Origin of the sequence: Streptomyces cinnabarinus (assembly GCF_027270315.1) — a bacterium.
Lineage (GTDB): Bacteria > Actinomycetota > Actinomycetes > Streptomycetales > Streptomycetaceae > Streptomyces > Streptomyces cinnabarinus.
This window is the reverse complement of the sequence record NZ_CP114413.1, coordinates 1,827,879-1,850,085: the sequence shown is the minus strand read 5'-3', so window position 1 is coordinate 1,850,085 and position 22,207 is coordinate 1,827,879. Positions and strand designations below refer to the sequence as shown.

The 22,207-nt window shown below is 72.4% G+C and carries 21 protein-coding genes; 10 read left to right on the top strand and 11 right to left on the bottom strand.

What is annotated here, in order from left to right; genetic code table 11:
- Positions 1 to 11: 11 nt before the first annotated feature.
- Both STRCI_RS08315 and STRCI_RS08310 read left to right on the top strand, forming a co-directional pair.
- Positions 12 to 1,352 carry an NsdA family TPR-like regulatory protein gene (locus tag STRCI_RS08315; RefSeq protein WP_269658208.1) on the top strand — a complete coding sequence of 447 codons (1,341 nt, stop codon included), beginning with the start codon at positions 12 to 14 and terminating at the stop codon, positions 1,350 to 1,352.
- A 95-nt stretch (positions 1,353 to 1,447) separates the two neighbouring features.
- Positions 1,448 to 1,990, top strand: coding sequence for an NUDIX domain-containing protein (locus STRCI_RS08310; RefSeq protein WP_269658207.1), 543 nt, complete (start codon positions 1,448 to 1,450; stop codon positions 1,988 to 1,990).
- Between the two features lie 3 nt (positions 1,991 to 1,993).
- Here the strand turns inward: STRCI_RS08310 and STRCI_RS08305 are convergent, their stop codons facing one another.
- Together STRCI_RS08305 and STRCI_RS08300 are read right to left on the bottom strand one after the other, a co-directional pair.
- Positions 1,994 to 2,251: a hypothetical protein gene (locus STRCI_RS08305; protein WP_269658206.1), complete on the bottom strand. Its 258-nt coding sequence runs from the start codon at positions 2,249 to 2,251 to the stop codon at positions 1,994 to 1,996.
- Positions 2,252 to 2,445: 194 nt separating this feature from the next.
- Positions 2,446 to 3,306, bottom strand: a complete 861-nt coding sequence (locus STRCI_RS08300; protein ID WP_269658205.1) for a 3-hydroxybutyryl-CoA dehydrogenase — start codon at positions 3,304 to 3,306, stop codon at positions 2,446 to 2,448.
- A 174-nt stretch (positions 3,307 to 3,480) separates the two neighbouring features.
- Between STRCI_RS08300 and STRCI_RS08295 the strand changes: the two genes are divergently transcribed.
- Positions 3,481 to 4,701 (top strand): glycoside hydrolase family 10-like protein, encoded by a 1,221-nt coding sequence (locus STRCI_RS08295; protein ID WP_269658204.1) that lies wholly within the window; start codon positions 3,481 to 3,483, stop codon positions 4,699 to 4,701.
- Position 4,702: 1 nt separating this feature from the next.
- Here STRCI_RS08295 and STRCI_RS08290 read toward each other — a convergent pair whose 3' ends face one another.
- Both STRCI_RS08290 and STRCI_RS08285 read right to left on the bottom strand, forming a co-directional pair.
- Positions 4,703 to 4,897, bottom strand: a complete 195-nt coding sequence (locus STRCI_RS08290; RefSeq protein WP_015661705.1) for a DUF1918 domain-containing protein — start codon at positions 4,895 to 4,897, stop codon at positions 4,703 to 4,705.
- 93 nt (positions 4,898 to 4,990) lie between these two features.
- Positions 4,991 to 5,929: a DMT family transporter gene (locus tag STRCI_RS08285; RefSeq protein ID WP_269658203.1), complete on the bottom strand. Its 939-nt coding sequence runs from the start codon at positions 5,927 to 5,929 to the stop codon at positions 4,991 to 4,993.
- Between STRCI_RS08285 and STRCI_RS08280 the strand changes: the two genes are divergently transcribed.
- Positions 5,928 to 7,361: an aminotransferase-like domain-containing protein gene (locus STRCI_RS08280; protein WP_269658202.1), complete on the top strand. Its 1,434-nt coding sequence runs from the start codon at positions 5,928 to 5,930 to the stop codon at positions 7,359 to 7,361. The genes STRCI_RS08285 and STRCI_RS08280 overlap by 2 nt on opposite strands.
- Before the next feature lie 129 nt (positions 7,362 to 7,490).
- Entirely contained in the window at positions 7,491 to 8,084 is a 594-nt protein-coding gene (locus STRCI_RS08275; RefSeq protein WP_269658201.1) for a histidine phosphatase family protein, read from the top strand.
- Here the strand turns inward: STRCI_RS08275 and STRCI_RS08270 are convergent.
- Genes STRCI_RS08270 through STRCI_RS08260 form a run of 3 tightly spaced genes read right to left on the bottom strand, consistent with a single transcriptional unit; the run spans position 8,073 to position 9,623 of the window.
- A complete protein-coding gene (locus STRCI_RS08270; protein WP_269658200.1) occupies positions 8,073 to 8,609 on the bottom strand; it encodes a hypothetical protein in 537 nt (178 codons plus the stop codon). The two genes, STRCI_RS08275 and STRCI_RS08270, sit on opposite strands and share 12 nt — an antisense overlap.
- Complete coding sequence (locus tag STRCI_RS08265) at positions 8,606 to 9,151, bottom strand: hypothetical protein (protein ID WP_269658199.1); 546 nt, start codon at positions 9,149 to 9,151, stop codon at positions 8,606 to 8,608. The genes STRCI_RS08270 and STRCI_RS08265 overlap by 4 nt, the downstream gene beginning before the upstream one ends.
- 10 nt (positions 9,152 to 9,161) lie before the next feature.
- Positions 9,162 to 9,623 (bottom strand): DUF6314 family protein, encoded by a 462-nt coding sequence (locus STRCI_RS08260; RefSeq protein WP_269658198.1) that lies wholly within the window; start codon positions 9,621 to 9,623, stop codon positions 9,162 to 9,164.
- A gap of 127 nt (positions 9,624 to 9,750) precedes the next feature.
- On the opposite strand from STRCI_RS08260, the gene STRCI_RS08255 reads away from it, so the two are divergent.
- Positions 9,751 to 12,225, top strand: a complete 2,475-nt coding sequence (locus tag STRCI_RS08255) for an alpha-L-arabinofuranosidase C-terminal domain-containing protein (RefSeq protein WP_269658197.1) — start codon at positions 9,751 to 9,753, stop codon at positions 12,223 to 12,225.
- Here STRCI_RS08255 and STRCI_RS08250 read toward each other — a convergent pair.
- Positions 12,212 to 14,023, bottom strand: coding sequence for a helix-turn-helix domain-containing protein (locus STRCI_RS08250; protein ID WP_269658196.1), 1,812 nt, complete (start codon positions 14,021 to 14,023; stop codon positions 12,212 to 12,214). The genes STRCI_RS08255 and STRCI_RS08250 overlap by 14 nt on opposite strands.
- Positions 14,024 to 14,298: 275 nt before the next feature.
- Between STRCI_RS08250 and STRCI_RS08245 the strand changes: the two genes are divergently transcribed.
- Complete coding sequence (locus tag STRCI_RS08245; RefSeq protein ID WP_269658195.1) at positions 14,299 to 14,589, top strand: hypothetical protein; 291 nt, start codon at positions 14,299 to 14,301, stop codon at positions 14,587 to 14,589.
- Here the strand turns inward: STRCI_RS08245 and STRCI_RS08240 are convergent.
- The 3 genes from STRCI_RS08240 to STRCI_RS08230 form a co-directional block, all read right to left on the bottom strand.
- Positions 14,586 to 15,563 carry an MvdC/MvdD family ATP grasp protein gene (locus STRCI_RS08240; protein WP_269658194.1) on the bottom strand — a complete coding sequence of 326 codons (978 nt, stop codon included), beginning with the start codon at positions 15,561 to 15,563 and terminating at the stop codon, positions 14,586 to 14,588. The genes STRCI_RS08245 and STRCI_RS08240 overlap by 4 nt on opposite strands.
- Positions 15,564 to 15,711: 148 nt before the next feature.
- Positions 15,712 to 15,891, bottom strand: a complete 180-nt coding sequence (locus tag STRCI_RS08235) for a hypothetical protein (protein WP_269658193.1) — start codon at positions 15,889 to 15,891, stop codon at positions 15,712 to 15,714.
- Positions 15,888 to 16,556, bottom strand: a complete 669-nt coding sequence (locus STRCI_RS08230; protein WP_269658192.1) for a 2OG-Fe(II) oxygenase — start codon at positions 16,554 to 16,556, stop codon at positions 15,888 to 15,890. The genes STRCI_RS08235 and STRCI_RS08230 overlap by 4 nt, the downstream gene beginning before the upstream one ends.
- A gap of 147 nt (positions 16,557 to 16,703) precedes the next feature.
- Between STRCI_RS08230 and STRCI_RS08225 the strand changes: the two genes are divergently transcribed.
- Genes STRCI_RS08225 through STRCI_RS08215 form a run of 3 tightly spaced genes read left to right on the top strand, consistent with a single transcriptional unit; the run spans position 16,704 to position 22,170 of the window.
- The gene (locus tag STRCI_RS08225) at positions 16,704 to 18,104 is read left to right on the top strand and encodes an esterase/lipase family protein (RefSeq protein WP_269658191.1); all 1,401 of its coding nucleotides are present in this window, start codon (positions 16,704 to 16,706) and stop codon (positions 18,102 to 18,104) included.
- A gap of 8 nt (positions 18,105 to 18,112) precedes the next feature.
- On the top strand, positions 18,113 to 21,454 hold the full coding sequence (locus STRCI_RS08220; RefSeq protein ID WP_269658190.1) for an SUMF1/EgtB/PvdO family nonheme iron enzyme: 3,342 nt from the start codon (positions 18,113 to 18,115) through the stop codon (positions 21,452 to 21,454).
- Positions 21,451 to 22,170: a class I SAM-dependent DNA methyltransferase gene (locus STRCI_RS08215; RefSeq protein ID WP_269658189.1), complete on the top strand. Its 720-nt coding sequence runs from the start codon at positions 21,451 to 21,453 to the stop codon at positions 22,168 to 22,170. The genes STRCI_RS08220 and STRCI_RS08215 overlap by 4 nt, the downstream gene beginning before the upstream one ends.
- Positions 22,171 to 22,207 lie beyond the last annotated feature (37 nt).

Sequence of the window (22,207 nt, the reverse complement as noted above, 5' to 3'; positions counted from 1 at the left end):
GGGGGGCATATATGCAGCCCAACACTCTGCTCGACGCGATCCTGGACGAGGCCGGGATCTCGCACGCGGGGCTGGCGGCACACGTGAACCAGGCGGGCCGGGCACGCGGCCTCGCGCTCCGATACGAACACACCGCCGTGGCACGGTGGTTGAAGGGGCAGCGCCCGCGCGGTCAGGTCCCCGACCTGATCTGCGAGGTGCTGGCGGGCCGGCTCCAACGGCCCGTCACCCTCGACGACATCGGGCTCGGCGTTCCCGGTGAGCCCTCCGCCCCGCACGGCACCTCGCTGTCCGGGTTCGTCGAGCGGGCCACCGCGCTGTGGCGCTCCGACGAGCAGCAGCGCCCGCACATACTCGGCGCCCCCGCGGTCACCGGCACCCCCGCGGTGATGCCGGTGTGGGAGTGGGAGAACCCGCCCGAGGACGTGGATGTCTCCCGGGGCGGCCGGCACCGGGTCACCCCGGCCGACATCCAGATGCTGCGGGCCGCCCGCACCCACTACGAGCAGATGTACCGCAAGGCCGGCGGTGTCGCGACCCGCACCCGGATCGTCGGCTTCCTGAACGCCGAGGCCGCCCCGCTGCTGCGCGGCAGCTACACCGACGCCACCGGCCGCCAACTCCACCGCGCCACCGGCGGATTGGTCGCCATCGCCGGGATCTGCGCCTACGACTCCGACGCGCACGGACTGGCCCAGCGCTACTTCCACCAGGCGCTGCGGCTGGCGAAGGCCAGCGGCGACCGGGGCCTCGGCGCCTATGTGATCGCCCTGTTGGTCAACCAGGCGCTGTTCATGCGGGAGTTCCGGCAGGCCGTCGCCTTCGCGGAGGCCGCGCTGCGCGCCGCCGGCAAGCACATCACCCCCGCGCTCGCCTCCGATCTGTACGCGATGCAGGCCAAGGCGTACGCCCACCTCGGCGACGGCACGAGCGCCCTGTCCTGCATCCGGCGTGCCGAGCAGGCCGCCGAACGCATCCGGCGCGGATACGAACCCGATGAGACGGGCTATGTCCAGCCGGGCCTGGTCAATGTCCAGGTGGCGGAGGCGCTGTTGAGCCTCGGCGAGCTGGCGGCGGCCGGGGAGCACGCGGCCGCGGCTGTCGACAATCCCGCCCATGACCGGGGCCGGGTGCACCGGCTCGCCATGCTCAGCACGATCGAACTGCGCCAGGGCCACGCGGACAAGGCCGTGGCCACCGCCGTGCAGATGGCCGAACAGGCCAGGGGAATGGAGTCGCAGCGGCTGCGCGACAGACTCCGGGCGGTGCGCGATCACCTGGCGCGCAGCGGCTGTGCCGGTACCTCCGAAGCCGCCGAACTCATCGACGGCGCACTGCGCGTACCGCTCTAGGCCGGTTCAGGCCGCCGTGCGCCGGTACTCGAACACCGACAGCTCATAGTCCCTGCTGCGATATTGCCACTTACTCGACGGAAGGTGGCAGAACCGTGCAGTGGACGAAACAGAACGAACAAACTGTGTATGAAAACCGCTGGTTCACCGTCAACCTGGCAGATGTGGAGCTGCCCGACGGCCGACACCTGGATCACTTCCTCATCCGGCTCCGCCCGGTCGCCGTGGCCACAGTGGTCAACGAGGCCAACGAGGTCCTCCTGCTGTGGCGCCACCGTTTCATCACCAACAGCTGGGGGTGGGAACTCGCGGCCGGAGTGGTCGAGGACGGCGAGGACATCGCCGAGGCGGCCGCCAGGGAACTGGAGGAGGAGACCGGCTGGCGGCCGGGACCTCTGCACCACCTCATGAGCGTGGAGCCGTCCAACGGACTCACCGACGCCCGGCACCACATCTACTGGGCCGACCGGGGCGAGTACGTCGGACACCCCGTGGACGACTTCGAATCGGACCGTCGGGAATGGGTGCCCCTCAAACTCGTCCCCGACATGGTCGCCCGTGGGGAGGTCCCGGCCGCCAACATGGCGGCCGCGTTACTCCTGCTGCACCACCTCAGGCTCGGGCAGGACGTGCCCTGATCTTCAGCGCCCCAGTGCCTGCCATACCGCCACGGCGAGGGCACCCAGGGCACAGAGGGCGGCGACCGCGGGCAGCGGCCACCGTGAGTGCTCCAGCGTGCAGACCCGGGTGATCAGTTCGTCCAGTTCCCTGGCGGTCTCTTCGGTGCGGTGTGTGAGCAGAGCCAGCCCTCCCTCGACTCGGGCGTGGCCCACGTCGAGGCGGCGTCGTAACTCTGCGACTTCTCCGTGAACGACGGGATGCTCGGGATCGGCGGTCACGTGTCCGCTCCCTTCCGTAGTCGTGTCTCATCCCTTGCATGCGCAGCAAAAGTGAACTCGCCTGGTGAGCGCGTGGGGAGAGTGTGCGACGGGCATATGCGGGCTTGGCGCGCACACGGTGTGTGAATGCGACGGGCCCGGCACCCACTGGGGTGCCGGGCCCGGACGGCTGGCCAGAATCTGACCGTCCGTAATCAGCCGTAGGTGTAGAAGCCCGAGCCGGACTTCCGGCCCAGGCGGCCGGCGTCGACCATGCGCTGGAGCAGCGGGGGAGCGGCGTACAGCGGCTCCTTGTACTCCTCGTACATCGAGAACGCGACCGAGGCGACGGTGTCCAGGCCGATCAGGTCGGACAGCTTCAGCGGGCCCATCGGGTGGGCGCAGCCCAGCTCCATGCCGTTGTCGATGTCCTCGCGGCTGGCGATGCCCGACTCGAACATCCGGATCGCGGAGAGCAGATAGGGGATCAGCAGCGCGTTCACCACGAAGCCCGAGCGGTCCTGGGCGCGGATGGCGTGCTTGCCGAGCAGCTTCTCGGCGAAGCCCTGGGCGCGGCTGAGGGTGCCCTCGGAGGTGGTGAGCGCCGGGATCAGCTCGACCAGCTTCTGCACCGGGGCCGGGTTGAAGAAGTGGATGCCGATGACCTGGTCGGGCCGCGAGGTGGCGACCGCCAGCTTCACCAGCGGGATGGAGGAGGTGTTGGAGGCCAGGATGGCGTCCGGCCGGGTCACGACCTGGTCGAGCACCTGGAAGATCTCGGTCTTGACCTGCTCGTTCTCCACGACGGCCTCGATCACCAGATCGCGGTCCGCGAACTCGCCGAGATCGGTGGTGAAGCTGAGCCGCGCCTGCGTGGCCGCCAGCTCCTCGGCGCTGATCTTGCCGCGCTCGGCAGCCTTGGTCAGGGAGTTGAACAGCCGGGTGCGGCCGATCTCCAGGGCCTCGCCGGTGGTCTCGGCGACCTTCACATCCAGACCGGAGCGGGCGCAGACTTCGGCGATGCCGGCTCCCATCTGGCCGCAGCCCACCACTCCGACGCGTTCGATGTCGCTCACATCGTCCCTTTCGCTGTCTTTCGGCTGTGGGCAGGTCCGCCGGGTCTCGGTGCCCTGCTCCGTTCGTGCACGTTACTCCCAAGTATCGATGATCGATCGTCGGGGTCGGGCATCCTGGGGCGCGGAGACGGTCCGTGACGGTGCGGATCCGCTGTGCACTTGGGGGTGCTGAGGATGGGCCGAGTCACGCGCAGGGCCTTCGCCCTGGCCGCGCTGGCGACCCTCTCGACGGGATCGGGAGCGTCGGCCGCCAAGGAAAGGCGGCACCTGCCCGCCGAGATGCGGGGCATGTGGCTGGCGACCGTGGCCAACCGGGACTGGCCCTCCAGGCCGGGGCTGACCGCGGCGCAGCAGCGCGCCGAGCTGATCGCCCACCTGGACACGGCGGTACGGCGCCGGCTGAACACGGTGATCTTCCAGGTGCGGCCGACGGCCGACGCGCTGTGGCCCTCGCCGTACGAGCCCTGGTCGGCCGTGCTCACCGGTACCCAGGGCAAGGCGCCCGGCTGGGACCCGCTCGGGACGGTGGTGAAGGAGGCGCACGCGCGCGGCCTGGAGCTGCACGCCTGGTTCAACCCGTACCGGATCGCCAACCACACGGACCTGAACAAGCTGGCCGCCTCGCACCCCGCCCGCCGCCACCGGGACTGGGCAGTCGGCTACGGCGGGAGGCTCTACTACAACCCCGGGCTGCCCGAGGTCCGCGCCTTCGTGCAGGACGCGATGCTGGACGCGGTGCGCAAGTACCCCGTGGACGCCGTCCACTTCGACGACTACTTCTATCCGTATCCGCTGGCCGGCCAGACCTTCGACGACGACGCGGCCTATGACCGCTACGGCGGCGGCTTCGCGACCCGGGCCGCCTGGCGGCGCGACAACATCGACCGGCTCGTCGCCGAGACGGCGGCCCGCATCAAGCAGGTCCGGCCGGGCACCCGCTTCGGGATCAGCCCGTTCGGGGTGTGGCGCAACGCGAGCACCGACCCGCGCGGCTCCGACACCCGGGCGCTCCAGGCGTACGACGACCTCTTCGCCGACACCCGCAAATGGGTCCGGAAGAACTGGATCGACTACATCTGCCCGCAGCTCTACTGGCACATCGGCTTCGCCGCCGCCGACTATCGCGTACTGCTGCCCTGGTGGGCCGAGGCCACACGGGGCACCAGGACGAAGCTGTACGTCGGTGAGGCGCTGTACCGGGCCGGGGACCCGGCGCAAGCCGCGGCCTGGCAGGACCCGGCCGAGCTGTCCCGGCATCTCACGCTGGCCAAGGACCATCCGGAGGCGCGGGGACATGTCTTCTTCGCCGCCAAGGAGGTGGCGGCGGACCGGATCGGGGCCATGGCGCGGGTGGTCGCCGACCACTATCAGCAGCCGGCGTCGCCCCCGCGCTGACCTATCGCGCGGTGTCCTTGTGCCGGATCTCGGTGTCGGGGCCGGGGGAGCACAGACCCTCGTGCCCGTCCTCGAAGCGGACGCGGTACGGGGGATGGCCCTCCTGGCCGAGGATTTCGACGATCTCGCCGACCTTGTCGTGCTGTCCGACCACCCTGCCGTGCTGGACAAGCTGGTCGCCCACGGTTGCACGCATCTGGAGGCCTCCTCAGCGAAAGCGGGAGCAGCGGTCCGTGGCCATGAGTCTACGGCCCGCGGCGGCGGTGGGAAGTGGGTCGTACGGGCTCACTCAGCCGCGGGCCCGTTGGGTGACGGCGATGCAGACGAGCACCGCCGCGGCCGTCAGGGGGGCGGCCACGGTGAGCTGCTCGCCGAGCAGCAGCACCGACCACACCAGTGTGAGCAGCGGCTGCGCCAACTGCAACTGGCTGGCCTTCGGGACGCCGATGACTGCCATGCCCCGGTACCAGACGACCAGGCCGAGGAACTGCGAACCGGCCGCCACCCACAGCAGGCCGGTGACGCTGTGCGCGGTGAGCGCGACGGGCTCGTAGGACAGGGCCAGCGCGGCGGCGGGGAGGGTGAGCGGCAGGCACAGCACCAGTGCCCAGCCGACGACCTGCCAGCCGGGCATCACCCGGGCCAGCCGGCCGCCCTCGGTGTATCCGGCCGCGCACACCAGCAGCGCGCCGAAGAGATACAGATCGGCGGAGGTGAGGGCGCCGCCGCTCTGCTGCACGGTGAAGGCGGCCACCGCGGCGGCACCGGCCAGCGCGGCCGTCCAGAACGTGCGCGAGGGGCGGGTGCCCATCCGCAGGGCTGAGAACAGGGCGGTGGTCAGCGGGAGCAGGCCGACCACGACGGCCGCGTGCGCGGTGGTGGACGTCCGGAGCGCGAGCGTGGTCAGCAGCGGGAAGCCGATGACCACCCCGGCGACCACGATCGCGAGCCCCGGCCAGTGCCTGCGGTCCGGCAGTGGTACGCGCAGCGCCAGCAGACAGGCGCCGGCGATCAGGGCGGCGAGGGCGCTGCGCACGGCCACCAGGGACCAGGGGCCGAAGCCCTCCAGGCCCCAGGCGGTGGCGGGGAAGGTGAGGGAGAAGGCGGTCACACCGAGCGCGGCCAGGAGGGTGCCGGTGGCGGTGGCCGGCGGGGTGGTGGCGGGGGACGGCCCCTGGGTGTCGACCGCTATCCCGCTCGATGCAGTAGCGCTACTCTGTGCTCTCATGCAAGAGCGTAGCAGTGTCGGTGAACTGGCGGATCAGCTGCGGCGGGAACTCGACCGCTACTCATATGGTGGAAAGCTCCCGTCGAGCCGGGCTCTCGTCGAGCGGTTCCGGGTGAGCCCGGTGACGGTCTCGCGGGCACTCGCGCAGCTCGCCGCCGAGGGTCTTGTGGTGACCCGGCCCGGCGCCGGGGCCTTCCGGGCCCGGCCGCGCGCCGAGGCGGCGCCCGCCGGGGACACCTCCTGGCAGGAGGTCGCGCTGAGCGCCGACAGTGCCGCGGAATCCGTGCCGCGCTCGGTGGACGCCTCCGGTGTGCTGGTCTCGCTCGCCGCCCCGCCGCCGGGCGTGATCGAGTTCAACGGGGGCTATCTGCATCCCTCCCTCCAGCCGGAACGGGCGATGGCCGCGGCGCTCTCCCGGGCCGGCCGGCGCCCCGGCGCCTGGGGCAGGCCGCCCATGGAGGGGCTGCCGGAGCTGCGCGAGTGGTTCGCCCGCAGCATCGGCGGCGCGGTCACCGCGGCGGAGGTGCTGGTCACCTCCGGCGGTCAGTCGGCGCTCACCACCGCCCTGCGCGCCCTGGCGCCGCCCGGCGCCCCGGTGCTGGTGGAGTCGCCGACCTACCCCGGCATGCTGGCCATCGCCCGCGCGGCGGGCCTGCGCCCGGTGCCGGTCCCGGTGGATCCGGACGGGGTGCGCCCCGCCTTGCTCGCCGACGCCTTCCGGGCCACCGGCGCCCGGGTCCTCGTGTGCCAGCCGCTCTTCCAGAACCCGACCGGCGCCGTGCTCGCCCCCGACCGCCGCGCCGAGGTGCTGCGCATCGCCCGTGAGGCCGGTGCCTTCGTGATCGAGGACGACTTCGTACGGCGGCTGGTGCACGAGGACGCGGGGCCGTTGCCGCGTCCGCTCGCCGCCGACGACCCGGACGGGGTCGTGGTGCACGTCGGCTCCCTCACCAAGGCCACCTCGCCGAGCTTCCGGGTCAGCGCGCTGGCCGCCCGCGGACCGGTGCTGGAGCGGCTGCGCGCGATCCAGGTCGTCGACACCTTCTTCGTGCCCCGCCCGCTCCAGGAGGCCGCCCTCGAACTCGTCGGATCGCCCGCCTGGCCCCGGCATCTGCGGGCGATCTCGGCGGAGTTGCGACTGCGCCGGGACGCGATGACGGCCGCGCTCCTGGGCGAGCTGCCCGAACTGGCCCTGCCGCACATCCCGTCCGGCGGCTACCACCTGTGGGCCCGCCTGCCGGACGGCGTCGACGAGACCGCCCTGACCGCCGCCGCCCTGCGCGCGGGCGTCGCGATCACACCCGGCCGCCCGTACTTCAGCGCCGAACCCCCGGCAGCCCATCTGCGCCTGAGCTTCGCCGCGGTCGCCGGAACCGGGGAGATCGCCGAGGGCGTACGGCGGCTGCGGGCGGCGTACGAGGAGGTCGGCTGAGGCACTTCCCTCTCGCTTTCGGGTGGTTCGTCCGGCTGGTCCTGACCTGGAAGTAAGGTTTCGCGCACCCTGGGTAACCGCCTGGTAACGCCTCTTGACCTGCGGACTTTCCCGAATCACCATCGCGGCATGTCACTTCGGGTCACGTTCGTCGCCGCTGGGCGCAGCTCATCGCTGCTCGCCGAGCGCTTCCAGGACGACCGGCCGCTCGACGAGGCCGGCTGGTACGAGGTGCAGCGCTTCGCCCATGATCTGATGCCGCTTTCGGTGGCCGATCTGCGCTGCTGCTCACCCACCCCGCGCAGCCGTGCCACCGGCGACGCTCTCGGCTATGCCCCACTGGTGCAACTCGCACTGCGCGACTGCGACATGGGCCGCTGGCGCGGGTTGACGCTGGGCGAGGCGATGGCCCGCGAGCCGCAGGCGGTGGACGCCTGGCTCGCGGACCCCCGGGCCACCCCGCACGGCGGTGAGTCCCTGCTCGCGTTCATCGGCCGGGTCGGCGGCTGGCTCGACACCCGGCCGGTGGACGACGGCAGCCGCGTGGTCGCCGTGGCCGAGCCGTCGGTGATCCGCGCCGCCCTGGTGTACGCCCTGAAGGCGCCGCCCGCGACCTACTGGAACCTCGACGTCCGCCCGCTGTCCACGACGACCGTCACCGGCCGTGCGGGCCGCTGGAACCTCCGCTTCGACGGGATGCCGCCGCAGCCCTCACGGACGTAGGCCCGTGGTGGGCAGGGCGTAGTGCGCCGCGATGATGCTCAGGGTGTGCGCGCCGTCCGCGTTGAAGTCGGGGTCGGCGTCGTAGCGGGAGGTGTCCCGGCCGACGATCCGCGCGTCCAGCAGCTCGCGCACCAGCAGATCCGGCATGCCGCCGCCGCGCCGGGACTCGCGGCGCCGTCCGAGGTTGAACAGCGTCCCCTCGAAACCGCCCCGGCTGTGCACGAACTGGAAGGGGTGCTCGGGGCAGTGCGGAACCATGTAGTTCTGCCCGTGCGGGCACGCGCACGCGGGTGTGGAGGCCAGGAACACGCTCTCCGCGCCGTCCGCCCGGGTGAGGTCGCGCGCCCGCTCCCAGGCGCCGTGCTCCGCAGGGGTGGCGTAGGCGTCGTGCGCTGCCCAGACCCAGCCGGACGACTCCCCGGTGGCCGCGGGCGGGCGGCCCGCCCCGGTGAAGTACCCGGCGACCGCCGTCACGTCCAGGCCCTTGCAGAAGGTGACGAAGGAGTCCGCCGGCAGCCAGGTCATCGGGCCGTCCATTCGGTGGCCAGCGGCGGGGAGGGCAGCGCGAAGTGGCCGACGAGGGTCTTCATGAGCCGCCCCCGGTCGTCCTCGGTGTGCTCCCAGCAGTCGTGGTCGAAGTCGTCGTCGTGCGGGCAGTACGAGTCGGGGCCTATGAGGTTCGCCGCCAGCAGCTCGGGGGAGAGGTGGTCGGGGTCGTCGCCCATCCGCTGGCCCAGGTCCTCGAAGCTGAACCTCAGGATCAGCCGGCCGTCGCGGTAGTACTCGAAGTCCGGCGGGAAGCCCTTGGCGCTGCACGGCTCGGTGACGAACACGACCAGCTCGGAGCCGTCCGGGCACACGCGCCGGTAGTCGACGAGGTCGTAGTCCTCGATCTCCGCGTTGACCATCTCATGCACCGCCCAGCTCCAGCCCCCGTCCTCGCCCCGGTCGAGCGGGTCCCGGTCGAGGCCGCGCAGTCCGTCGGTGAGCGCGTCGAGTGAACTGCCGCGCGCGAAGACGACGTTCACCTCGTGGTGGGCGTAGGAGCGGTGTGTCCACTGGGTCATGGTGAGCACCCTAGAGGCCGCCACTGACAGCGCCCTGCCGGGTGTAGTCGGTGGTGAGGACGAGATCCTTCGTGGGCCCGCGCACCCGCCACTCCGTCCGCCAGCGGTCCGCGTCGAGGACGGTGAACTCGCCCCGGTACAGATCGGCCGCGCAGGGGTGGTCGGCGACGTACCGGCCCGCGGTCAGGTCCAGGACGTGGAAGGGGCGGCCGTCGGCGAAGCGGACGTCGGCCGTGCCGGGCGTGCTCCCGGGCAGGAAGCGCAGCGTCCGCTCGGCGGGCCGGGCCACTCCCTGCCAGACGAAGGTGCCGGTTTCCCGGTGCAGCAGCCCACCCTCCGTCAGCCGGCCGAAAACCGTTGTACCGGTGAACTCGCCCCGCTCGCAGCTCACTTGATCCCGCACGGTCCGCCGTACCCGCCACGAGCCGGTCAGAAATGCCAGCGCGTCGCGCACTGGCCAGAACTCGCCCACAGCGACCCCGACTCCGTCCCGTCCGTTCCTGCGCGACCCATTGACGCGTTCCTGCCCCCTCCCTATCTTGCCGTTCGAAGTGCTGATCAGCGTCTGACATTTCGAACAATCGAGCCGCGGAGTATCCATGTCACGCACCCGCTGGAGATACGGCCTGACGGCCACCGCCTGTCTGTTGGCGGCCGGCCTCGTCCCCGCTCCCGCCCATGCCGAGGACGTCACCGACTACGCGATCACCGTCGACCCGACGGCCCAGGGCGCGAAGATCGATGACACCATGTACGGCGTCTTCTTCGAGGACATCAACCGGGCCGCCGACGGCGGACTGTACGCCGAGCTCGTGCAGAACCGGTCCTTCGAGTACTCCACCGCCGACAACGGCTCGTACACCCCGCTCACCTCCTGGGCGGTCTCCGGCACGGCCCAGGTGCAGAACGACTCCGGCCGCCTGAACGAGCGCAACCGCAACTACCTCTCGCTGGCCGCCGGTTCGGCCGTCACCAACGCCGGATACAACACCGGTGTCCGCGTCGAGCAGGGCAAGCGGTACGACTTCTCGGTATGGGCCCGCGCCGAGGCCGGGTCCACCCTCACCGTCGGTCTGAAGGACGCGGCGGGCACCCTCGCGACGGCCCGTCAGGTCGCCGTCTCGGGCGGCTGGAAGAAATACACCGCCACCTTCACCGCGAACCGCACCAGCTCCCACGGCCGCCTCGCCGTCGCCTCCTCGGGCGCCGCCGCGCTCGACATGGTCTCGCTGTTCCCGCGCGACACCTACAAGCAGCAGGCGAACGGACTGCGCAAGGACCTCGCCGAGAAGATCGAGGCGCTCGACCCGGGCTTCGTCCGCTTCCCCGGCGGCTGTCTGGTCAACACCGGCTCCATGCAGGACTACAGCGAGTCCTCGGGCTGGCAGCGCAAGCGCTCCTACCAGTGGAAGGACACCATCGGCCCGGTCGAGGAGCGCGCCACCAACGCCAACTTCTGGGGCTACAACCAGAGTTACGGCCTCGGCTACTACGAGTACTTCCGCTTCTCTGAGGACATCGGCGCCATGCCGCTGCCCGTCGTGCCCGCCCTGGTCACCGGCTGCGGCCAGAACCGCGCCACCGACGACGAGGCCCTGCTCCAGCGGCACATCCAGGACACCCTCGACCTCATCGAGTTCGCCAACGGACCGGTCACCAGCACCTGGGGCAAGAAGCGCGCCCGGATGGGCCACCCGAAGCCCTTCGGCCTGACCCACCTGGCCGTCGGCAACGAGGAGAACCTCCCCAACGAGTACTTCGCCCGCTTCCTGAAGTTCCGCACCGCCATCGAGGCCGAGTACCCGGACATCACCGTCGTCTCCAACTCCGGCCCCGACGACTCCGGTTCGACCTTCGACACCGCCTGGAAGCTCAACCGCGAGGCCAACGTCGACCTGGTCGATGAGCACTACTACAACAGCCCGCAGTGGTTCCTGCAGAACAACGACCGCTACGACAGCTACGACCGCTCAGGACCCAAGGTCTTCCTCGGCGAGTACGCCTCCCAGGGCAACGCCCTCAAGAACGCCCTCTCCGAAGCCGCGTTCATGACCGGCCTGGAGCGCAACGCCGACGTCGTCAAGCTCGCCTCGTACGCCCCGCTCCTCGCCAACGAGGACTATGTGCAGTGGCGGCCCGACCTGATCTGGTTCAACAACCACGCCTCCTGGAACTCCGCCAACTACGAGGTCCAGAAGCTGTTCATGAACAACGTCGGCGACCGCGTCGTCCCCTCCACCGCGACCGGCACCCCCACCGTCAGCGGCCCGATCACCGGCGCCGTCGGCCTGTCGACCTGGGCGACCAGCGCGGCGTACGACGATGTGCAGGTGACCGCGGCGGACGGGACGTCACTGCTCAGCGACGACTTCTCCGGTGACGCCTCGAAGTGGACGCACAACGGCACCGGCAGCTGGAGCATCCAGGACGGGGCCTACGTCCAGAGCGACGCCGCCGCCGAGAACACCCTGGTGACCGCGGGCGACCCGGGCTGGCAGGACTACGACCTGCACGTGAAGGCCACCAAGGAGTCCGGCAAGGAGGGCTTCCTGGTCGCCTTCGGCGTCAAGGACACCGGCAACTACTACTGGTGGAACCTGGGCGGCTGGAACAACACCTCCTCCGCGGTCGAACAGGCCACGGACGGCGGCAAGTCGACGCTGATCTCCAAGGCCGGGTCGATCGAGACGGGCCGCGCCTACGACATCGACATCAAGGTGCGCGGCCGCCAGGTCACCCTCTACCTCGACGGCCAGGAGTGGGGCAGCTTCACCGACGACAAGCCGGCCGAGCCCTTCCGCCAGGTCGTCACCAAGGACGCGGCCACCGGCGACCTGATCGTCAAGGTCGTCAACGCCCAGTCCGCGGACGCCCGTACGGCTGTCGACCTGGGCGGCGCGAAGGTCGCCTCCCGGGCCCGGGTGACCACCCTGGCGGGCGAGCCGGACTCGGTGAACAGCGAGACGAACACCCCGGTCACGCCCGTGACATCGACCGTCTCGGGGATCGCCGCCAAGTTCACCTACACCTTCCCGGCGAACTCGGTCACCTTCCTGCGGATCAAGCAGAGGTAGCCGCGGGCCGGTCCGGGCCCTGCTCCAGCAGGGCCCGGCACTGGACGGCCAGGGACTCCATGCCGAGCGACTCGGCGGTCGCCAGCGCCGACCGCAGCAGCGGCGCCGGATCGGTGTCCCGGCGGCCGGGCGACAACCTCAGCAGGGCGCGCGCCTGTTCGGCGCGCGCCCGTGCCGTGTGCGGCGCCGAGGAGCCGACGACCAGCCGCTCCGCCTGCCGGAACCGGCCCAGCGCCGCCACCGGTTCGCCCGCCACGAGATCCAGCAGCCCCATCGCCCGGTCCGTCGGGCCCAGCAGCACCACCGGCCAGCCCGCCAGCGCCAGCCCCTGCGGCACCCGCGCCAGCCGGGTGCGCAGCGCGGGCACCGCCTCGGCCAGCGCCGCCTCATGGCCGCCCCGGGCGTCGAGCGCCGCGCACACCTCGGCGAGCAGGAACAGCGCGGGCACCGTCCAGCCGTCCGGCGGCATCCGCGTGAAGCCCTCGCTCTCCCGGGCCAGCGCCAGCAGCCGGTCCGCCGCCTGTCCGTGCTCGCCCACCTCGCACAGCGCGAAGGCGAGACCCGCCCGCCAGACCGGGAAGTAGCCGTGCTGCTCCACCCCGCCGGCCAGCTCGGAGCTGAACAGATCCGCCATCCGGCCGCGCTCGCGCAGCAGCCAGTACGCCTGTCCGAGCCGGGTCTGGGAGAGCGTGTCGGCCGGGACCGAGAGATCGGCCTCCAGACCGGCCACGATGGTCCGCGACTCACCGAAGATCCAGTCGCTCGCCGAGTCGAACCGGCCGGACCACAGGTCGAACAGGGTGCCCAGGGTGCACTGCTGCCAGCGGGCCAGGGTGGAGCGGGTGCGGGCCGCGTGCCGGGCGTGCTGGGCACGGGTACCGGAGGCGCCGTGCACCCGGCCCACCCGCAACTGGTCGATGGCCAGCGCGATCAGGGCCTCGCCGCGGAAGTACGGCGGGACGTCGCGCATGGAGCAGTCCAGCAACTGCAAGGACAGCGACAGGCACTTGGCGGCCGGGGCGAAGTCGTACAGGCCCCAGCGGCACTCGGTCAGCACCTCGCAGCGGGTGTCGTCGTCGACTGTCGGGGTGAGGCCGTCCAGGGTGCGGCGGGCGAGTTCCGCGCCGCGGCTCGGACCGGCGGGCGGCCAGGCGGTGTCCTCGCTGATGCCCATGGACAGCTTCTTCGCCAGGTGCGCGTTGAGCTGGAGCCGCAGTCCGGCGGCGAGCGGGCCCTCGGCGCCCGCGAGCGCCGCGAGGCTGCCGTTGAGCAGATGCAGCAGTTCGTGGTCGACGCGGCCGGGGTCCGACCAGCGCCGGGCCAGCCGTACCGCGGCCGTGGCGCGCGCCTCGGGGTCGCCCTCCGCCAGCCGGTGGGCGGTGCGATAGTGCTCGTCGGCCTCCTCCATACGCCCCGCCAGATAGCGCTGGTCGCCGCGGTCCAGGAGCCGCTGGAACTCCGCGCCGAACCGGCCGGCCCCGGCCCCGGAGGCGGGCGCCGGCCTGCGCGCCGGGCCGCCGGACGGCGGGCGCCTGCGGGCCGCGTCCCGGGGTTTGCGGGGGGTGTCCTGGCCGGGATCCGTCGCCAGGGCGGCCAGTTCGCCGTGGGCGTCCAGCACGGTGTCGCACAGCTCGGCCAGGTCCCGGGAGACCCGGCGATGGCCGTTCTCGATCCGGCTGAGGAAGCCCCGGCTGAAATGGACCAGGCTCGCCAGATCGGCCAGGGACAGCCCCGCCCGCGTCCGGCGCTCGTGTAACGCGCGGCCGAAGACCTGCGCGTCCTGCTCCCCGTCGGTCATGGTGCCCCCCAAACCCGCTCCGTGCCCTGGCTGTTGCCAAATATGCCCTGGCAACACCGCATCGCTCCCGGCCTGTGCCGGATCGGGGGAAGCTGGCCGGAAAGGCGCACCGACCGCGCCGAGAGGATGTACGGGGGCGGGCAATGGGGTTCAGGGACGGACACGACCGACCGGCCGGCCGGACACAGCGGGGGCTGCCGACGGACCGGTCGGACGACCGAGGGGAAGCCGGTTCCCGGAACCCCATTGCCCCGTCTATTCAGCGAGTGAACGGAGTGGCTCGCCCACCACACCGAGATCTCGAATTCTCCGACCTCTCACTGCGCGAGCAGAAGAAATGTCTGCGCATTTATGCGGCGGAAATCGAAAGCGACAAGTTCCGCAAAGCAAATGACTTCGCGCGGTACGGCTACATCCTGTGGGGGCCGTACTTCTTCATGTCCTACGACGCCTCGGTCATGGCGCGCGCCGCGCTGACCGGCCTGCGCAGGGCGTGGTTCCTGCGCCGGGTCGCGGCACGCCACGGCGGAGCCCGGCTGTCCTGGCCGCCCGACCTCGACGGCTAGTCGATCAGAGCCCGCGCCAGGGTCTCGGACACCGGGGCCCCGGTCAGCTGTTCCACGAACAAGAACGAGCCCTGCGGGTTGATCTCCAGGAAGACGTACTCGCCCTCGGGCGTCAGCCGCAGATCGGCGGCGCCGTAGACCAGGCCGAGGCGCTCGCGCAGGGCGTGCAGGCCGGTCAGGACCTCGGGCGGGAGGTCGTACGGGGTGAAGCGGACCGTCTGGTCCAGCCGCCAGTCGAGCGGGCTGGCGCCCTCCTGGCTGTGGATCGCGGTGCCGAAGGTCCGGTCGCCGACCATCGTGACGCGCAGGTCGAGGCGGGCCTGGACCAGCCGCTGGAAGAGGGTGGGCAGTGGCACGCCCTCGCGCAACGCGGCCAGGTCGGCCCGGTGTACCCGGCGGGTGGGCAGTGGGGTGCCGAGGGTGAGCGCGGGCCGGGCGGCGATCGCCTTCACGATGACCTGCCCGTCCTGCCGGTCCCAGAACTCCGCCAGCTCCCCGGGATCGCTGCTCACCAGGGTCGGCGGCACGGTCAGCCCGGCCGCGTGCGCGAGGGCGAGCTGCTGCGTCTTGTGGTCGGCGGCCGCCTCAGCGACGGGGGAGTTGACCCATCGCGCGTCGCTGCCGAGCAGGGCGCCCACGAGGGGCGCCTCGGCCTCGGCCCGGCCGAAGTCGGCGTACCGGTCGCCGAGCGCCTCGGGCGGTCGTAGCAGCGTCTCCACGATCCGGCCGTCCGGGGTGCGGCGCATGCCCGGGCGGTACAGCACCGCGCCCACGTCCCGCACCGCGAAACGGGTATCGCCCCAGCTCATCCCGGGGTCGCCGGGGTCGGTGAGGTCCCACGCCAGCCGGAGCCCGCGGCGCAGTCCGTCGTCGTCGACGAAGACCACGCGGTCGTCGGGGAGGTGCCGGCGCACCGCCAGGGCTTCGGCGTGGTCGCTGCGGCTGAGGATCAGGATGCGGGCGCTGCTGCCCATGTCCCCTCGATTCTGCGGGCTGCCGGGCGGTGATGTCCGGGGCCTCTGGTCTCCGGGCCGTCGGGCTCCGGGGCTTCCGTCCCCGGGCCTCCGGCGTGCGTACCCCCGTCGAGTCGCACGCCGGAGGCCCGGTCGGCCGATGGCCTGCTCACAAGGTCAGGCCCTCGAAGGTGAAGCCCGACGCGCCGTCGGCGAGTCCGGCGTCCGTCAGCGTCTCCGCGTCGATCTCGGTGCCGGCGTGCCGGGACTGGGTGCCCTGGGGCAGCCGGACCGTCGGCGAACCGGACATCAGCACCACGAAGGGCTGCGCCTGAAACGATTCGTTCATCCTTCCGTTCCTCCTCTCCGCTGCTCGGTGTCCTCTTCCTTCAGCCACCCGGACGAGAGCACCATGCGCTCTCCCCGGGTGACTTCCGTGACCGCGTGCCAGGCGTCCCAGGGGAACAGCACGACGTCCCCCGGGAGCGTGTCCACGGTCTGCTCGGTGGGTGTGCGGACCAGGAAGGAGCCGCCCTCGAAGTCGATCCCGCGCCTCGACAGATGCAGTACGGCGATCAGGGGCGGCGAGCCCGGCCCGACGTCCTGGTGCCAGTCGATGCGACGGCCCCGCGGAATGCTGATCAGCGAGGTGCACAGCCGGTCCCGCGACCCGCGCTGGAGCGCTCCCCCCGGGAGCCGTCCCGCCACCCGGCCGCGGAAGTCGGTGAACCGCCGCACCAGTGGCGCGTGCGGCATCACGTCATGGCACCGCGCCACATACGTCAGTGACCGCACGCCCGCGCTCGGCCCCCGCGCCTCCGTGTAGAACACGGGCCTGCCCGACCACACGGTCGACCCCTCCGGCGCGGGCGTGCGTTCCTGGGAGATCTCCCGCTCCAGCGCCTGCCGCAGGACGGACGTCTCCTCGTTGGAGAAGAGTCCCCGTACGACACTGAATCCGCGCCGCTCCCAGGAGTCGACAGTATCCTCGATTTTGCTCTCGTAAAGATCCATGGAGTCGTTCCCCCCTATTACCCGAAGACGGTATCGCCGGAAAATGCGGGCCACAAGTCCTCTCTGGAATATGGCGCCCGGAACATTACCGTGGCTATTCTGAGGGCGGTGCCGTTGGATTCAGTGGGGGGAATCATGCGCTGTCCGGTGAGGCATCCCGTCGTCCTGGTCCCGGGACTTCTGGGCAGTGTCCTGGAGGGGCCCGCGGGGCCGTTGTGGGCGCCGGGGCTGCCGGTGCTCAGGGCGCTCGGCGCGTTGCGCGACCCGGAGGCCGCCGGGCACCCGTTGACGCCCGCCGCGGAAGGGCCGCCCGTCACGGCGTCAAGACTCTTTCCCGACGTGGCCGTTCTGCCCGGCCTGATGCGGATCAAGGGGTACTCCCAGACCGAGGCCTGGGTGCGCCGGCACTTCGCGGTCCACGACGGTCCGGGCGGCGGGCTGCTGACGTTCCCGTACGACTGGCGGCTCGACAACCGGGTGCACGCCCACCGGCTCGCCAAGGAGGTCGACGCCCACCTGCGCGCCTTCCGCGAGCGCACCGGGGCCGACGAGGCCCAAGTGGTCATCGTGGCCCACAGCATGGGCGGCCTGATCGCCCGCTACTACCTGGAAGTCCTCCAGGGCTGGCGCGACTGCCGGGCCCTCATCACGCTGGGCACCCCGCACCGCGGCTCGCCCCGCGCCCTGGACGCGCTGGCCAACGGCTTCCGCCACCTGCCCGGAGTCGGCGCGCTGACCCGCCGGCTGCCGTCGGTCCATCAACTCCTGCCGGTCTACCCGGTGCTGGACTCCGGAGCCGGGCACCTCCGGCTCGCCGAGTCCGGACCCCTGCCCGGTCTGCGTCCCGAACTCGTCGCGGACGGGCTTCAGTTCCACCGCGAGATAGAGACCGCGGCCCGCGACTCCGCCGCCGCGCACCGGGTGCTCGTGCCCGTCGTCGGTACCCGCCAGCGCACCACCCTCCAGTCGGCCCGGTTCGACGGCCGCGTGGTGCGCTGCTCCACCGATCCACCCGGGCCCCGGGTCCCTGCCGAACTCGCCGACGGCGACGGCACGGTGCCCCGGCTCTCCGCCATGCCCGCCCGTCTGCCGGAGCACCAGTGCCGGTTCGTCCCGGAGGCGCACAGCGCGCTCCAGTTGCCCCGCGTCCTGACCGGACAGCTCCTGGAACTGCTGCGCCACCTCCAACTGCCCGGACTCAAGGACGTCCTGGGGCCGGCGGCGCCGGCGGCGGCGCCACCACCGGCGGCGATCAGCAGCGAGCTGGAGGACGCGTACCCGGGCACGGGACCGGCGCGACTGCGGGCCCGGGTGGTGGGCGGCAACCGGCCGCCGGACCGGCTGCGCGCGTCGCTGACCGGGGACGACGGGGCGACGTACGAGGTGGAGCTGCTCGCGGCGGGGGACGAGCGGGAGGCCCGCTTCGAGGCCGCGCCCACCCTGCCCCCGGGCCTGTACGACGTGCGGATCTCCGCCGACTCCGGGACACCGGCGCCGGAACCCGTCCAGGACTGCTTCGCCGTCCTCACCGACGGCGCGGCCCCCTAGGCGGCGCCATGCGGGACCTGCTCTGGCTCCGGGCGTCCGACACCTCGCTCGCCACCCTGGTCAGCGCCGACGCCCGGCATCTCCTCGGCGATCTGGGCACCGGCCCCGACCCCGGCACGCCGGACCATGTCCTGCCGTTGGTGCGCGCGCTGTACGAGAAGCTGTCCCGGCACGGGGTGAGCTGGTCGCCGAAGCCGTTCCGGGTCTCCGACGTCGAGCACGGCGTGCGCTCGGCGACCGCCGTCCTCCAGGGCGACCGCCGGGCGTCCTGCCTGGACATCTCCCTGCTCTTCGCCGGCTGCTGCCTGGGCTACGGCCTGGTGCCGCTGCTCATCGTCATGGACGGACACGCGCTGGTGGCGGTGTCGCTGCGGCACCGCATCACCACCACGGCCCTGGAGGAGCGCATCGTCCGCAATCCGAGCGGGCGGTGGCGCGAACACGAGGAGCCCGATCTCCGCAGGCTGCTGGGGGACGCCGACGCCGGGCACTATCTGCTCGTCGAGTGCACCGGCGCGGTGCGCATGACCGGCCGCGAGAGCCCGGACCACCCCGAGACCGAGGGCCGCCGCGACGGGCTGCTCTCCTTCGAGGCCGCCCTCCTGGCGGGCCGCCGCCAACTGGACGTGCGCGACCGGACGTTCCGGTTCGCCCTCGACCTGTTCGTGCTGCGCGACTACTGGCGGGTCGGTGACCGGCCCGTGCTCGGCAGCTACCCCGGCGAGCCACTGGTCATCACCGAGGCGGTCCAGGCACTGGCCGCGGCGGGGGAGCCCGGCCTCGCCCCGGGACAGCTGGACTCCCTCGCGAGCCAGCACGCGAGCACGGTCCCCGGATACCAGGCGTACGGCTACGCCGACTGGCGCGTGAAGCGGTCCGCCCAGTTCGACGCCGCGCTGCCGAGGATGACCGTCACCTCGGAGAGCGAGTACGGCACCCGGCTCGGCGCCGCCCCCACCCAGACCTTCCACAGCCTGACCGACGTGCTCGACGCCGACCCCGCCGAGGTGTCCGTGCTGCTCGGCCCGCCGGGCAGCGGCAAGACGACCCTGCTCCAGCACGCGCAGGCCGAGTACGGGCTGCGTGCCCTGCGCCGGCGCGACGGCGCCGTGGCGGTCCTCGCCCCGCTCAAGAACCATCTGTCCGGCGAGCCCCCGCTCACCTGGCTCGACGCCGATCTGCACCGGCCGCACCCCGGGCTGCCGCCGCTCGCCGACCTGCTGGCCCAGGGCCGGGTGCTGGTCCTCCTCGACGGCCTCAACGAACTCACCGGTTCCGCCGCCGTACCCCGCGAGGACCTGCTGCTGCGCTGGCGGCACGCCGTCGAGGAGATCATCGGCAGCGGTCCCGGCAACCGGGTCATCGCCTCCTGCCGCACCCTCGACTACGACATCGGCCTGGGCGGGGAGGACCACCGCACCAACCATGTGCTCCTCCATCCGCCCGCGCCGGAGGACGTCGTACGGTCGCTGCGGGGTACCCTGCCCGGCCTCGGGCTCACCGAGCCATGGCTCCGTCAGGCGGTCGGCCTGGTCGGCACGCCGTACACCCTGCGGCTGCTGACCGAACTCCTGCGGGGCGGCGAGGGGATGGTCTCCGACCGGACCCAGCTGTTCGGCGGCATGCTGCGGGCGGCCCTGCGCCGGGAGTACCAGCGGGACAACCGGGTCCTGCTGCTCGGCAGCCTGATCACCCACGTGGACCGCCGGCAGCTGGCCCGCCCCGGCCCCGTGCGGCCGTACGAACTGCCCGGCCGGGAGGGCCTGTTCCCCGCCTTTGAGAATCTCGCGTTCGCCATGCAGCGGCAGGTGGCCTCGGGCGCCGGGGCACCCGCCGTCGTGCTGGAGCGGCGGGAGGCGGAACGGCTGCTCGGCCCGCACGCCCAGGCGCTGGTGCAGCTCGGCTTCGACCTCGGAGTGCTCGACGAGGATCTGGCCACCGGCTGCCTCGGCTTCACCCACCCCTCGCTCCAGGACTTCTTCTCCGCCCGCGCGCTCGTCCGCCGCGGTGAGGTGCCCGGCGTGCTCGGCACCGCCCGGACGGCCGACCCCGCCGCACCGGGCGAGCCCGCGCCCTGGGAACCGCTGATGCCGCAACCGGCCGACCCGTGGAGCGAACCGGTCGTGCTGGCGACGGTGATGAGCGACGGCCAGGAGGAACTGCTGGCCCGGATCATGGACACCGATCCGCTCACGGCGGCCCGCTGCGTCCTGGAACCCGGGGTCCACGCGGGCGAACCCCTCAAGGACGAGCTCCGCCGCCGGTTGCTGGCCACCCTCACCTCCGAGGCGGACCTCCGCCTGCGCCGGGCCTCGGGCCTTCTCCTCGGCCAGCTCGGCGACCCCAGACTGGCGATCCGCCGGGGTCCACTGGGGCCGTACGTCGAACCGTCGATGGTCCTCGTCCCGGGCGGCCCGTGTCCCATCGGCTGGGCCGGCGAGGAGGAGTCGAGCCCGGTCACGACCGTCGACCTGGCCCCGTTCGCGCTGGGCCGCCATGCCGTGACCAACGCGGAATACGCCTGCTTCCTGGACTCCGGCGGCTACGACGACCCGCGCTGGTGGCCGACCACGGCCGCGCGGCGCTGGCTGCGCGGCCTGGACACCCGGCACGGGCACCGCGCCCACCTGGAGCTCCTGGCCCGCATGCTGACCGAGCAGGACCTCCTCGACCGGCAGCTGGAGGGCGTGCTCTCACCGGCCGAGCGGGACGAACTGCTGGAGTACTGCGGCGCCGACCCCGGCCGACGCGCCCGCCTGGCCGCCCAGCGCTATCCCGACGAGAAGCTGCGCACCCCCGAACACTGGACCGACCCCCGCCTGAACGGGCCCAACCAGCCGGTGGTCGGCGTCTCCCAGTACGAGGCCACCGCCTACACGCTGTGGCTGGCCGAGCAGACCGGCACCCCGTACCGGCTGCCCACCGAGGCCGAGTGGGAGGCCGCCGCCCGCGGACCGGAGGGCCGGGACCGGCCCTGCCCCGACCACACCCGGCCCGGTCACGCCAACACCCTCGACCTGCGCCTGCGGTGCACCTCCCCGGTGGGCATGTTCCCGGGCAGCGCCGCCGCCTGCGGCGCGCTGGACCTGTGCGGCAACACCAACGACCGGACGAGCAGCATCTACGGCCCGCTCTTCACCGACCCGCCCTGGAGCGGCTACGCCTTCCCCTACGACCCGGCCGACGGCCGCGAGGCCGCGGACACACCGGTCACGCTCTGGCGCGTGGTGCGCGGCAACAACTGGCGCAACAGCGACCTGGTCGCGGGCTACCGGGTCTCGAGCAACCCGTCCAGCCGGGGCATGGCCACGGGCCTGCGCCTCGCCGCCCCCGCGGAGGCCGCCCGATGAGCGAGTTCGACACCCTCGCCTGGTTCTACGACCGCCACTGGGGCCCCGACTACGCCGCCGTGGTGATCCGCCCCCTGCGCGAGCTGCTGCTGGAGCACCTCCCGCGCGACCGTCCGCTGCTGGACGCCTGCTGCGGCACCGGGCACGCCACCGCGCTGTTCGCCGAGTGGGGATTCCGTACGGCCGGGTTCGATCTGTCGCCCGCGATGCTGGCCCGGGCCCGCGTCAACGCACCCTCGGCCCGGCTGTGGGCCGCCGACGTGCGCCGGTGCGGGGCCCGCTCCGGGGCGTTCGGCGCGGTGGTGTCGACGTACAACAGCCTCGACCATCTGCCCCGTGGCGGCGACGCACTGGGGCGGGCACTCGGGGAGCTGGGGCGGGTGCTGGCGCCCGGGGGCGTGCTCTTCTTCGATCTGAACACCGTCGAGTCCGCCGCACGGACCTGGCACGGCTCCTTCGTCGTCCGCCGCGCCGGCGCCGAATGCCGTACGGATTCGGACTTCGACCTCGCGACCGGCACCGGCCGGGCCCGATTGCGGATCACCCGCGCCGGGAAGTGCGAGGAGGCGATGATCACGCTGTCGGTGCACCCTCTCGCCGAGGTGACCGCCGCGCTGGAGCGCGCGGGCCTGCGCCGCCGCCGTGTCCTCACGGCAGCGGAGCTGGGCCTGGGCGCACTGGCCGGACGGCTCTTCGTGCTGGCCGAGCGAGTCTGAGGACGACCCGGGCCGGAGAACGAGATTGCATAAACGT